Origin of the sequence: Nocardiopsis halotolerans DSM 44410 (assembly GCF_000341065.1) — a bacterium.
GTDB lineage: Bacteria > Actinomycetota > Actinomycetes > Streptosporangiales > Streptosporangiaceae > Nocardiopsis > Nocardiopsis halotolerans.
Window position 1 is genome coordinate 18,840 of record NZ_ANAX01000142.1, and the last position, 12,119, is coordinate 30,958.

Below are 12,119 nucleotides of genomic sequence, written 5' to 3' on the forward strand. Positions count from 1 at the left end.
CCAGCGTCCGGCCGCCGCACGGCGGATCATGGAGTGCAGGGAGGTCGGCCACCGGCCATGAATATTGTCGTTTTGGTCAAGCAGGTCCCGGACACGGCGACCGAACGGAAGCTCAACGCGGACGACAAGACGCTCGACCGCGCGGCGTCCGACGGCGTCATCAACGAGCTCGACGAGTACGCGATCGAAGAGGCGCTCCAGCTCAAGGAGAAGCACGGCGGCGAGGTCACCATCCTGACGATGGGACCGGACCAGGCCACGGACTCCATCCGCAAGGCCCTGTCGATGGGCGCGGACAAGGCCGTCTTCGTCAACGACGACGCGCTCCACGGCTCCGACTCGCTCCAGACCGCCTACGCCCTCGCGCAGGCCCTGGGCACCATCGAGTACGACGTGGTCGTCCTGGGCTCGGAGTCCACCGACGCGCGCACCGGCGTCGTGGGCGCCGCGCTCGCCGAGTACCTCGGCCTGCCGCAGCTCACGTTCGCCCGCAAGGTCGACGTGGACGGCAGCACCATCAGGATCCAGCGCCAGACCGACTACGGCTACGACGTCGTCGAGGCCCAGCTCCCGGCGGTCGTCTCCGTGGTCGAGAAGATCAACGAGCCGCGCTACCCGTCCTTCAAGCTGATCATGCAGGCGAAGAAGAAGCCGGTCGACAAGAAGTCCGCCGCCGACGCGGGCATCGACACGGCCCGGGTGGGGCTGGCCAACGCCACCACCGAGACCGTCGACTTCGACGCCGCGCCGCCGCGCGCCGCGGGCACGGTGGTCAAGGACGAGGGCGACGGCGGCGCGAAGATCGCCGACTTCCTCGTCGAGAAGAAGTTCGTGTAGGCCAGGCGAGAGACTCAGGGAAGGTTCAAGGAATATGGCTGAGGTCCTCGTCCTCGTCGACCACGTCGACGGACAGGTCAAGAAGGTCACCACCGAGCTGCTCACCGCCGCCCGCCGCATCGGCGAGCCCGCGGCCGTGTGGGTCGGTGACGGCGCGGAGTCGGGCAGGGCGGCTCTGGCCGAGTACGGCGCCGAGAAGGTCTACGTGGCCACGGCCGAGCTGAACGACCACGTCGTGGCTCCCAAGGCCGAGCTGCTCGCCAAACTCGCCCAGGACAAGGGCGCCGCCGCCATCCTGGTCTCGGCCACCGCCGAGAACAAGGAGATCGCGGGCCGCACCGCCGTCAAGCTGGGCTCCGGTGTGCTCACCGACGTCGTGGACGTCAACGCCGACGTGGTCGCCGAGCACAGCATCTTCGGTGGCGCCACCATCACCCACGCCCGCGTGCGCACCGGTGTGCCGATCGTCGCCGTGCGCCCGAACTCGGTCCCGGCCGAGGCCGCCTCCGGTGCCGCCGCCGAGGAGGCCGTGTCGGTGGAGGTCTCCGACGCCGCGAAGACGGCCAGGGTCGTCGAGCGCGTCAACGAGGAGCAGGGCGAGCGCCCCGAGCTCACCGAGGCCGCGATCGTGGTCTCCGGCGGGCGCGGTGTCGGTTCCGACGACTTCTCCGTCGTCGAGGACCTGGCCGACTCGCTGGGCGCGGCCGTGGGCGCCTCCCGCGCCGCCGTCGACTCCGGCTGGTACCCGAACCAGTTCCAGGTCGGCCAGACCGGTAAGACGGTCAGCCCGAACCTGTACGTGGCCCTGGGCATCTCCGGCGCGATCCAGCACCGCGCGGGTATGCAGACCGCCAAGAACATCGTCGCGGTCAACAAGGACCCCGAGGCCCCGATCTTCGAGCTGGCCGACTACGGCGTCGTGGGCGACCTGCACAAGGTCGCCCCGCAGCTGACCGAGGAGATCAAGAAGCGCAAGTAGTACCGCGCTCCGACCACGAACGCCCGGCCCGGGTACCCCGGCCGGGCGTTCGCGCTGTCGGGCCCCCGCGCTAGCGTGGGAAGCCCTGGTGGAGCGGACGGGAATGGTGGGCATGGGACCGTGGCGGCGCCTTCGTGAGTGGTTCGGTGGTCGGAGCGACCAACCCCCGAGTCCCGAACGGAGGGAGGCGGCCGAGCGCCGGGAGTTGGAGGGACTCCAGCGGGAGATCGACAAGGTCCACGGCCAGTTGCGGGAGACGCTCTCCCGGTTGTCCTCCGACGGAGGGAAGCCCCTGCCGTCGCGGTTCGTCGCGTTGGAGGAGGAACTGGGGTCCACGCCGCCGCGGTTCGCCACACCGGACGAGGCCAGGGAGTACATGACGCGGATGCGCGCGTTGCTCAGGGGATGACCGCACCCGTCCGTTCCCCTGCCGGGCCGGAGCGTTTTCCCTCGTGGGGGCCGGGTAGGCGGGCCGCACGGCGGCGAACGGGGGAGAGCATGGCGACGGGGGCCGCGGGGGTACGCGCGGGACGGCGCGTGGTGGAGGTGCGCAGGCCCGGCAAGGCGCTGTTCGGCGAGGGCGGGGCGACCAAGGAGGACCTTGCGGAGTACCACGCGAGGATCGCCCCCCTGATGCTGCCGCACCTGCGCGACCGGCCGGTGGCCCTGGAGCGGTTCCCGGACGGGATCGACGCACAGGGGTTCTTCGTCAAGCACCCGTCGGTCCCGGACTGGGTGCGGACCGTGGAGACCAGCGGCGGGCGGATGATGGTGTGCCAGGACGCGGCGGCGCTCGTGTGGTGCGCCGACCGGGCGGCGATCACCGTGCACGCCTGGCAGTCGCGGGAACCGAACCTGGGCTTTCCCGACCGGATGGTGATCGACCTCGACCCCGCCGGGGACGGCGCGGAGGCCTTCGCCGCCTGCAAGGCCGCCGCGCGGGACGTGCGGGAGGTGCTCGACGACCTGGGCCTGGCCGCGTACGTGATGACCACCGGCTCCCGGGGGCTGCACGTACGGTCGCCGCTGCGCCCGGAGGTGGACGACCAGGGGGTCCGTCGACTGGCGGAGGCGGTCGCGGACCGGGTGGCGGCCCGGCGGCCTGACGAGCTGACGACCGAGGTGCGCAAGGTCGCGCGTGGGAACCGGTTGTTCGTGGACTACCTGCGCAACGGCCGGGAGCAGCTCGCGGTGGCCCCGTACTCGGTGCGGGCCAGACCGGGCGCGTCGGTCGCGGCGCCCCTGACCTGGGAGGAGCTGGACGGCCTGGAGTCGGGCGGGGCGTTCACGATCGGCCTGGAGCGCGAGGAGTGCCCGTTCGCGGGGATGGGGCGGCACGCCCGGTCCCCGCGCAGGGCCCTGGAGCGGCTGGGCTGAGGCCCGGGCCGGGGGTCAGGACTCCGGGGTGCCCTCGGGCCAGACGCACGGGGACGAGGCCCCGATGGTGAGGCCGCCGTCTCCGGCGGTCCGGATGGACATGCCGAAGGCGTCCTCCTCGTGCTCCACCGCGAGGAACAGCTTGTCCGGGCGCTGGTCGTGAAGCACCCGGTAGCCGCTGGTGGTCCAGTACCCGTGCAACGCTTCGACGTTCTGTTCGTTGTCCTCCATGGGAAGCCCGCGAATCCAGAACCTCTCGCCGACGGTGACACGGTCTCCGGAACCGCCGTCGGTGGGGTCGTCGCAGGCGGCGACGATGGTTCCGCGCCGCTCCTCCAGCTCCGCGCTCTCGGGGAGGGCGGTCATCGCGTTGTCGATGTGCTCCCTGACCTTGTCCGCGGCTTCGGCCTCGGTGATGGTTGGCTCCATTCCTGCTTCCCTCGGTGTGCTGGAAGTGCAGCCGCTCACCGCTATCGCCAGGGTGAGAACGTAGGCCCACTGTCTCGGTCGAATCATGTCCTGCCGGTTCCTAATGCTCGCCTGCGATGACCTCGCCCATATGTGCCAGCGACGTTGATTCGTCTCTGAAATACTCAGTGTGAGCGAGTCCAAGCGGCCAGAGACCGCCTGCGGTTCCATCATTGGAACTGAACTCGTTCGCGCCGAAGTCTTCCTGGGTAGGATCCATGCCATGTACGGCCTCGGAGCCGATGCCGAACCAGCCCTTGTTGATTTTGTCGTTCAACGCTGTCGATACATGTACGTTCTCTGCGGGGAGGTTCAGATCAGTCACATGGTCGGCGTTGACGCCAGGGCTGCCCACGAGTACCACGTTGTCCGTGTCGAGCCCGGCATCGCTCTGAGCCGTGTGGCCAACCACAGTCGATCCGTAGCTGTGGCCGATGACGGTATTGTTGGACGGCTGTCCCTGGTGGGTGGCTCGTAGGCCATCCTGGAAGCTGCTCAGGTCGTCAACCGCGTCTTCCGCTCTTCCTTCGAACGCTGCCTCCGGGGTGTTGGGAGCGTCGTAACCGATCCAGCTGATGACAGAGTGATTCGCGCTTGGATCGACGTCTTCGGCTGCCTGCAGCAAGAAGTCGCCACGGCCGACCTGATTGTTGATGTCTTCCCACTCAGTATTGGTGCCTGGGACCAACGTCGCCACATTATCAGCGGTGTCGGGGTTGCCGTTGGCCACGATCGCGCGTCCGTCGCCCTCAGTGTTCAGGGCCAGTAGATATCTGTCAGCGCTTTCGTCCTCCAAACTCTCCCGAAGGTCGAGCAGCGTTTCGAGTTGATTGTCGAGCGTTTCGTCGTTCGCCATGTTCAACGCGATCGAGCTGGCGCCGTTGCTGCCCTGGGTGGCGAGGTCCCGAATCTCCCCCTCCCGCTCGGCGATCTCCTCCTCCAACCGCTCGATCTCGTCGTCCAGATGATCCCGGTTGAGCTCGTCACGCACGGTGGCCGGGATGCCGTCGAGTTCGCGGAGCAGGTCGGGGTGGTCCCTCATCGCCTGCTGCTGTTCCTCCTCGGTCATCGAGGTCCACCACAGGTTGACGATCGACGGGTGCTCGTCACCGCTCAACTCGTCCGGAACCATGCTGGGGACGGCGTCGCCGAAGTACGTCAGCTGGCTGCCGGACAGCAGGGCCGACTCGATCAGGCGTTCCAGACTGTCCTGGCTGGGGCCGTCGCGCAGGTCCTTCTCGGCTCGCTCCGCCTGTTCCATCAGGGTCTCCCAGTACCCCGAGTGCTGGGAGAGCAGTTCCTCGCGCAGTGCTTCCAACTGTGTGCGCTCCAGCCCCTCCCGGCCCGTATCGCCCAGGATGGAACCGCGGGTGGAGCCGTCGGAGGACTCAACGGCGTCTATGGCGCTGGCCTTCTCCTCCTCCCACCGGGTCTCCAGTTTGGCGCGCTCGGCGCGGTAGGTCTCGATGTCGAGCCCCCACTGGCGCAGGACCGCGGCCCCGTAGGTCAGGGCACTGGCGGCCTCGGACCAGGAACTGAGCTCCTGGGAGGAGCTGGAGACGATGTTCCAGGCGACGAGGTCGCTGAACTCCCCGGCTGAGGACTGGAACTGACCGTGGGTGTCCTCGGACTGGCCGAGCATGTTCTGGCAGACGGTGTCGAGCTGGTCGGCGCCCGACTCGATGGCGCCGACGTCGGCGTCGATGTCCTCGGGCAGGCCAAGGGACATGGAGGAGATGTCGCTCACGGCAGAGGTCTCCGCGCTGGGTGGTGGGACGGGGTCAGAAGTTGATCTGGATGTCGAGGGCTTCCAGGCCCTCCTGGTACTCGTCGGCGTTCTCGCTGTCGGTGTCGGCGATGGCCAGATCGGCGCCCTGGACGTTCTGGGCCAGGTTGATGCCGTTCTCGGCGACTCGACGGATGTGCGTCATGGTGTCGAGTTCGTAGTCGTCCAGGCCGCCCGTCACGTGCTCGGACACCGCGCCGACCAGCCCTTCGATGGCGGCTTCGAAGTCGGTGCCGAGGAAGACCATCGCCTCGGCCAGGGCTTCGGCCTCCTGGGCCTCGGACATGGCTTCGGTGGGGTTGACACCGGTTCCACTGGTCACAGGGGTCTCCAGAGGGAGCAGAGAGAAAGAGGGGTATGCAGAGAGAAGCCTACAGAAGGTGCACAAGTGACTCCGAGGTGGGTTTGTCGCTCTTTGTGGCAGGGAGCGTACGGATGACCAGCGACAACGGTTCGAGGAGAAAGCGAAGGGGCGTTCGCTCGCCTTTGTCCGCATGTGGCCACCGGGTGGTGTGTGGCCTGTGGTTTCGGGGAAGGAACCCCTCTCCACCGACAGTCGACCGCGGGGGAGTCCCATGGAGGGCTACGGGGCCCAGATCGGCCTCGTCCTGGTGCTGATCGTGGCGAACGCGGTGTTCGCCGGCAGTGAGATCGCGCTGATCACCCTCCGGGAGGGGCAGATCAGGCGGCTGGAGGAGCGCGGTCCGGGCGGCCGCGCGGTGGCCCGCCTCGCCCGCGACCCCAACCGGTTCCTGGCCACCATCCAGATCGGCATCACCCTCGCGGGGTTCCTCGCCTCCGCGGCCGCCGCCGTCTCGCTCGCCCAGCCCCTGGTCGAACCCCTGGGCTTCCTCGGCTCCTACGCGGCTCCCGTGGCCGTCGTCCTGGTCACCGTCGTGCTCGCCTTCGTCACCCTGGTCCTGGGCGAACTCGCCCCAAAGCGCATCGCCATGCAGCGCGCCGAGCCCTGGGCGCTGCTCGTGGCCCGGCCGCTCAACGCGCTGGCGGTGCTCTCCCGCCCCGCGGTGTGGCTGCTCAGCGTCTCCACCGACCTGGTCGTCCGGCTCGGCGGAGTGGACCCGAAGAGCACCAGGGAGGAGGTCACCGAGGAGGAGTTGCGCGACATGATCGCGGCCCAGGGCGGGATGACCCCCGAACAGCGCACCATCCTCTCCGGCGCCTTCGACATCGCCGAGCGCATGCTGCGCCAGGTCCTGGTCCCGCGCCCGGAAGTGGACACCGTCCCGGCCGACATGCCCGCGCGCGAGGCCGCCCTGTTCCTCGCCGAACGCGGCCACTCGCGGGCCCCCGTGGTCGCCGAGGGGGACGTGGACGACGTCGTCGGCGTGGTCCACTGGTCCGACCTGATCCGCGGCGAGGGCGCCTCGGGAGGCCTGGCCCGCGAACCACTGCTGCTGCCCGACTCCCTGACGGTGTCGTCGGCGCTGCACCGGATGACCGTCGAACGCCAGCAGCTGGCCGTCGTGATCGGCGAGAGCGGCGCGGTCAGCGGCATCGTCAGCCTGGAGGACCTGCTGGAGGAGGTCGTCGGCGAGATCTACGACGAGACCGACACCGACGACCGCGCTCCCACCTGCGTGGAGGGCGGCGCCCTGCGCCTGCCCGGCACCTATCCCGTCCACGAACTGGACGACCTCGGCGTCGCCCTCACCGCCAGGCCCGAGGGCAACTACGTCACCGTGGCCGGAATGGTCCTGGTCCTGCTCGGCCACATCCCCGAGGGGCCGGGGGAGAGCGTGGACCTGGGCGGATGGACGGCCACGGTCACCGGGGCCGACGGCCGCGTCGTCAGCGAACTCCTGCTCACCCCGGAACGCTGACGCCCCCGCCCCGGGTCGGCAAGGTCGGGACCGGAAGACACTGAACAGTTGGCCAAGAAGCGGCACGTCCCGTTGCCCGCGCCCGGCTTCAGGGTCACCGTGGCACGCAGGGAACCGAACCAGGGGAGGGCCGATGCACGCGGACCGCGGACCGGACGCCTACACGGGGCTGGACCGGATGCCCATCGGCGGCCAGTGGCGGCACGGATCGTCCGGGGACGTCTTCCGGGACGTCAACCCCTACGACGACACGGTCCTCACCGAGATCACCCTGGCCGACGAGAGTGACGTGGACATCGCCTACCGTGAGGCGGAGAGGGCGTGGCAGCGGTGGGCCGTCACCCCGGCCAGTGAGCGCGCCGAGGTGTTCCTCCGCGCCACGCGCATCCTCGACGAGCGCCGCACGGAGATCGTCGACTGGCTGGTCCACGAGGCCGGAGCCGTCCGCGAACGGGCCGAGTTCGAGTGGTGCCTGGTGCGCAGCGGCATGGTCGAGGTCGCCTCCTACCCCACGCGCCTCCTCGGCCGCATCCTCCCCGGCATCACCCCCGGCAAGGAGAACCGCGTCTACCGGGAGCCGCTCGGCGTCGTCACGGTGATCAGCCCGTGGAACTTCCCGTTCCAGCTCTCCCACCGCTCCGTCGCGCCCGCCATCGCCCTCGGCAACACCGTCGTCCTCAAACCCGCCGAGAACACCCCGGTCACGGGTGGGCTGCTGCTCGCCCGGATCTACGAGGAGGCCGGACTCCCGCCCGGGGTGCTCAACGTGGTCATCGGCAAGGGCGGCGTGATCGGCGACGCCCTCGCCACCCACGACACCTGCCGGATGATCTCGTTCACCGGTTCCACCGAGGTCGGTCGCCACATCGCCCGACAGGCCCCGCTCAAGAGGCACACGCTCGAACTCGGCGGCAACGGGCCGCTGGTGGTGCTGGACGACGCCGACCTCGACCTGGCCGCGGACGCCGCCGTGTTCGGCTCCTACTACCACCAGGGCCAGATCTGCATGGCCACGAACCGGGTCGTGGCCACCGCCCCGGTCCACGACGAGCTGGTCGAGCGGATGCTCGTGCGCGCCCGGGCGCTGCGGGTGGGCGACCCGGCCGATCCCGCCACCCAGATCGGTCCCGTCATCGACGACGAGCAGTGCCACGGCATCCAGGACCTGGTGGAGCGCTCCGTCGAGCAGGGCGCACGGCTCCTGCTGTCCGGCGACCCGTCCGGACCGTCGGGCAGGGTCCTGCCGCCCCACCTGCTGCTCGCCGCCAACGACGCGCCGAGCGCGGCGGAGGAGGTGTTCGGCCCGGTGGCCACCGTCATCCGTGCCGAGGACGAGGAGGACGCGCTGAACATCGCCAACGACACCGAGTACGGGCTGTCCAGCGCGGTCTACACCCGCGACGCCGAGCGCGGTGTGCGGTTCGCCCGCCGCATACGCGCGGGCATGACGCACGTCAACGACTCCACGCTCAACGACGAGGCCAACACGGCGTTCGGCGGGGAGAACCACTCGGGGCTCGGCCGGTTCGGCGGTGAGTGGGCGATGGAGGAGTTCACCGCCGACCACTGGATCAGCCTCCAGCACACGCGCCGCAGGCTGCCCTTCGACCTCGAATGATCCCCGCGGTCCCCGGTGCGGCGTCCTCGGGGCCCGTGCGCCACGCCAGCCCTTCGGACAGCACGTCAGGGGGCTGACCGGACACGTTCGACGGCCGGTCCCGTTCGGAAGGCACCGGACCGGCGAACCTCCCCGGTCTAACGCCGGCGCAGCACCAACAGCAGGTTCCAGGTGACGATCTCGCGCAGCAGCGGCACGTGCACCACCGGCTTCGCCCACCCGGGCAGGTAGCGCGGGCGGACGTCCACCACGTACGCGTCGGCGCGCCCGCGTGCCCACCGCAGCATCTCCTTGGCGTGGGCGGCGTACATGGTGCGGCCGAAGTCGTTCTTGGGCCGACGGCCGTGGCGCCGCGCGAACCGCTCCGCCGCGTACGCCCCGCCCAGGTAGTGCCACGGCGAGGTCTCGTGCCCTCCCCACGGTGACAGCCACAGCGTGTACGACAGGTACACCAGTCCGCCCGGCCGGGTCACCCGTACCATCTCGTCGGCCATCCGGGTCCGGTCCGGTACGTGTTCCAGCACGTTCGAGGAGAAGCACACGTCCACCGAACCGTCGCGCAGCGGCAGGTCCAGGGCGCTGCCCTGAACGCCGTACGCGTCGGCGTCCCGGCCGTGCAGCCGCATCTCGGCGGCGTCGGAGTCCACGCACAGGCAGCGGGCCCCGGCGGCCCTCAGCTCGTCGGCGAAGTAGCCGGGGCCGCCGCCCACGTCCACCACGAGCCTTCCGTCCAGCGGGGTGTAGGAGCGCAGCTGCGCGACGGTGTCGCGGGCGAGCACGCCGTAGAAGAGGGCGGGGTCGGTCTGCTCCCTGCGGAAGGCGGAGAACAGGCCCACCGAGCGGCCCAGGGTGGCGCGGAACGGGACGGTGCCCTCGTCGGTGCGCGCGGTCACGTGCCCGCCTCCTCCGCGTCCAGTACGACGAAGTGGCGCAGGTGGCGCCAGTGGTCGCCGCCCCAGTACTCGTCGGAGGCGACGATCCGGCCTCCGGGGACGAGTTCGGCGATCCGTCCGGTGGGCAGGGTGTGCATCCGCATCGGCGCCGGGTAGCGCAGCAGCACCCTTTGCGCGAGGGCCACCAGCGGCCACGGCGCGTACCGGAACACCATCCCCTTGAAGGTGCGCCGTTCGGACTCGGGCACGCCCAGCACCATGACGCCGCCGGGGCGCAGCACCCGCGCGAACTCGCGCACGTAGCCCTCGGCCAGGTCGGGCGGCAGGTGTTGCAGGACCAGGTCGGTGTAGACCAGGTCGAAGGACGCGTCCCCGAACACCGTCAGGTCCGGGCGCTCGTTCAGCACGAACCCGATCCGGCCCCCGGAGCGGTCCAGGCGGCGGGCCTCCTCCAGCATCGGTGCGGAGATGTCCACCCCCACGACCTCGGGGAAGTGCGCGGCCAACGCGTTGGACAGCCGCCCCGCGCCGCACCCGAAGTCCAGTACCCGGCCCTCCGGCGGGCGGATGCCCAACTCCTCCAGGCGCGCGACGGACGGATCGATCTCGGCCCGCCCGGAGGCGAGGAACTCGTCGTCGTCCCAGCCGCCGTCCCTCTTGCCGGGGTCCACGCACACCGCCCACAGGGGTTCGGCCGACCCCAGCCGAGTCCAGTCGCGGCGGACCTGTTCGAGCCCCACCGGCCTCACCTCCACGGTGCTCGCGACCCCGACGGAACACGATGTCTGCATCGTGTTCCTGTTCCGGAGGTGCAAGCCACTGTGGCCTGCGACAGGGGTCAGAAGAAAAAGTGGAACGTGTTGTATTCTGGCACCCATTCTCCGGATCGGCCAACTACGGCGGGAGCGAACCGATGCCGCCTGTTTCCCCCACGGCGCGTGAACACGACGGTTCGGACGCCCGGGGCCCGGGTCCCGGAGCGGACGGGGCACCCAGGGTACGCCGACCGGCCAGGGGCACCGACGGCGAGGGACGGTCCGGCGGCGGACCGCTCCGCGCGGTGCTGGACGCCGCGCGCGGCCTGGCCCGCGACCGGGTGGTCCTGGCGGGACTGCTGGTGGTGGCCGTCGCCGTGGCGCTGCGGGTCCACGTGCTGAACGAGTCCCACTTCGTGGAGGACGACTACCTCTTCTTCGCCAACGCCGACGTCAGCGACCTGGGCCCGGACTACCTCTTCAGCCTGCACAAGGGCCACCTGATGCCGGGGGCGCTGTTCCTGGTCTACCTCCAGACCGCGTTCTGGCCCTACGCGTGGTGGGTCAGCGCGGGCGCCATGCTCGCCCTCCAGACCGTCGCCCAGCTGGGCTTCCTCCGCCTGGTGTGGGAACTGTTCGGGCGCCGCTGGGCGCTGCTGGTCCCGCTGACCGTGTACGCGCTGGCCCCGCTGACCGTCCCCGTCCTGGGCTGGTGGGCGGCGGCGCTCAACGCCGTTCCGCTCCAGCTGGCCATGGTGCTCGCCGTGCTCTGGACCGTGCGCTACCTGCGCACGGGCGACCAGCGCCTGGCGTGGTGGGCGGGCGCCGCCGTCGTGTTCGGCATGCTGTTCACGGTCAAGGCGATGTTCCTGCCGCTGGTGCTGTTCGCGGTGGCCGTCGCCCACCTCTACCCGGGCGGCCTGGTCACGGGGGCCCGTCGCGCGTGGATCCTGCACCGGCCCTTCTGGACGGTGATGGGCCTCCTCCTCGCCGCCTACACGGCCTTCTACCTGGTGCGGACGCGCGCCGCGGGAGGCGGTGAGGGCGCGGGGGTACCCCAGAGCGAGCCGGCCCTGGCGATGCTGCGCGGGCTGCTCACCGAGGTGTTCCCGGTCGGTGCGCTGGGCGGCCCGCCGGAGTGGGGGCCGGTCACCCCGACCGGCGGCCTCATCGACCCGAGCGGCGTGGTGGTGCTGGGGTCCTGGGCGGTGTTCGCCGTGATCGTGCTGGTCAGCATGTGGATGCGGCGCGGGGCGTGGCGGGCCTGGGTGCTCCTGCTGGCCTACCTGGTGGTCGTGGACGTCATCCCGACGATCATCGCGCGCGGACGCTTCCAGGACGTGGCCGCCGCCGATCCCCGGTACGTGGCGGACGCGGCGCCGGTGTTCGCGCTGTGTCTGGCCCTGGCCTACCTGCCCACGAGGGAGGAGCGGGCGCGCGCGTCGGTCGGCGGGGCCTCCCCGGAACCGGTGGCGGCGCCCCACCGTGTGCGCCCCCGGCGCGGCCTGCGGATCGCGGCGCTGCTGGCGACGGTGGCGTACGTGGCGGCGGCGGGCCACTCCACG

The 12,119-nt window shown here is 70.6% G+C and carries 12 protein-coding genes; 7 read left to right on the plus strand and 5 right to left on the minus strand.

Features of this window, described 5'->3' with window-relative positions:
• Positions 1-57: 57 nt before the first annotated feature.
• The 4 genes from D455_RS0110465 (at position 58) to ligD (ending at position 3,193) form a co-directional block, all read left to right on the plus strand.
• On the plus strand, positions 58-837 hold the full coding sequence (locus D455_RS0110465; RefSeq protein WP_026122504.1) for an electron transfer flavoprotein subunit beta/FixA family protein: 780 nt from the start codon (positions 58-60) through the stop codon (positions 835-837).
• A 34-nt stretch (positions 838-871) separates the two neighbouring features.
• Positions 872-1,816, plus strand: coding sequence for an electron transfer flavoprotein subunit alpha/FixB family protein (locus D455_RS0110470; protein WP_017570676.1), 945 nt, complete (start codon positions 872-874; stop codon positions 1,814-1,816).
• A gap of 88 nt (positions 1,817-1,904) precedes the next feature.
• The gene (locus D455_RS0110475) at positions 1,905-2,225 is read left to right on the plus strand and encodes a hypothetical protein (RefSeq protein ID WP_152487047.1); all 321 of its coding nucleotides are present in this window, start codon (positions 1,905-1,907) and stop codon (positions 2,223-2,225) included.
• Positions 2,226-2,314: 89 nt separating this feature from the next.
• A complete protein-coding gene (gene ligD, locus D455_RS0110480) occupies positions 2,315-3,193 on the plus strand; it encodes a non-homologous end-joining DNA ligase (RefSeq protein ID WP_017570678.1) in 879 nt (292 codons plus the stop codon).
• 15 nt (positions 3,194-3,208) lie between these two features.
• On the opposite strand, the gene D455_RS0110485 is transcribed toward ligD, so the two are convergent.
• The 3 genes from D455_RS0110485 to D455_RS0110495 all read right to left on the minus strand — a co-directional run bounded on the left by D455_RS0110485 (position 3,209) and on the right by D455_RS0110495 (position 5,769).
• Positions 3,209-3,622 carry a hypothetical protein gene (locus D455_RS0110485; RefSeq protein ID WP_017570679.1) on the minus strand — a complete coding sequence of 138 codons (414 nt, stop codon included), beginning with the start codon at positions 3,620-3,622 and terminating at the stop codon, positions 3,209-3,211.
• Between the two features lie 100 nt (positions 3,623-3,722).
• Positions 3,723-5,408: an alpha/beta hydrolase gene (locus D455_RS0110490; RefSeq protein ID WP_017570680.1), complete on the minus strand. Its 1,686-nt coding sequence runs from the start codon at positions 5,406-5,408 to the stop codon at positions 3,723-3,725.
• 34 nt (positions 5,409-5,442) lie between these two features.
• Entirely contained in the window at positions 5,443-5,769 is a 327-nt protein-coding gene (locus D455_RS0110495) for a hypothetical protein (RefSeq protein ID WP_017570681.1), read from the minus strand.
• A 253-nt stretch (positions 5,770-6,022) separates the two neighbouring features.
• Between D455_RS0110495 and D455_RS0110500 the strand changes: the two genes are divergently transcribed.
• Together D455_RS0110500 and D455_RS0110505 are read left to right on the plus strand one after the other, a co-directional pair.
• A complete protein-coding gene (locus tag D455_RS0110500) occupies positions 6,023-7,288 on the plus strand; it encodes a hemolysin family protein (RefSeq protein WP_017570682.1) in 1,266 nt (421 codons plus the stop codon).
• A 133-nt stretch (positions 7,289-7,421) separates the two neighbouring features.
• On the plus strand, positions 7,422-8,906 hold the full coding sequence (locus D455_RS0110505; RefSeq protein ID WP_017570683.1) for an aldehyde dehydrogenase family protein: 1,485 nt from the start codon (positions 7,422-7,424) through the stop codon (positions 8,904-8,906).
• Positions 8,907-9,043: 137 nt separating this feature from the next.
• On the opposite strand, the gene D455_RS0110510 is transcribed toward D455_RS0110505, so the two are convergent.
• Positions 9,044-9,799, minus strand: coding sequence for a class I SAM-dependent methyltransferase (locus tag D455_RS0110510; RefSeq protein ID WP_017570684.1), 756 nt, complete (start codon positions 9,797-9,799; stop codon positions 9,044-9,046).
• Entirely contained in the window at positions 9,796-10,539 is a 744-nt protein-coding gene (locus tag D455_RS0110515; protein WP_338037822.1) for a class I SAM-dependent methyltransferase, read from the minus strand. The genes D455_RS0110510 and D455_RS0110515 overlap by 4 nt, the downstream gene beginning before the upstream one ends.
• Positions 10,540-10,712: 173 nt before the next feature.
• Here D455_RS0110515 and D455_RS30010 point away from each other — a divergent pair.
• A partial coding sequence (locus D455_RS30010) for a membrane protein (protein ID WP_040684780.1) occupies positions 10,713-12,119 on the plus strand: 1,407 nt, incomplete at its 3' end.

What these genes read in the sequence shown, in the direction of transcription:
- D455_RS0110465 (WP_026122504.1), top strand. Translation starts at nt 58, where the DNA reads ATGAATATTGTCGTTTTGGTCAAGCAGGTCCCGGACACGGCGACCGAA.
- D455_RS0110470 (WP_017570676.1), top strand. Translation starts at nt 872, where the DNA reads ATGGCTGAGGTCCTCGTCCTCGTCGACCACGTCGACGGACAGGTCAAG.
- ligD (WP_017570678.1), top strand. Translation starts at nt 2,315, where the DNA reads ATGGCGACGGGGGCCGCGGGGGTACGCGCGGGACGGCGCGTGGTGGAG.
- D455_RS0110485 (WP_017570679.1), bottom strand. Translation starts at nt 3,622, where the DNA reads ATGGAGCCAACCATCACCGAGGCCGAAGCCGCGGACAAGGTCAGGGAG.
- D455_RS0110500 (WP_017570682.1), top strand. Translation starts at nt 6,023, where the DNA reads ATGGAGGGCTACGGGGCCCAGATCGGCCTCGTCCTGGTGCTGATCGTG.
- D455_RS0110505 (WP_017570683.1), top strand. Translation starts at nt 7,422, where the DNA reads ATGCACGCGGACCGCGGACCGGACGCCTACACGGGGCTGGACCGGATG.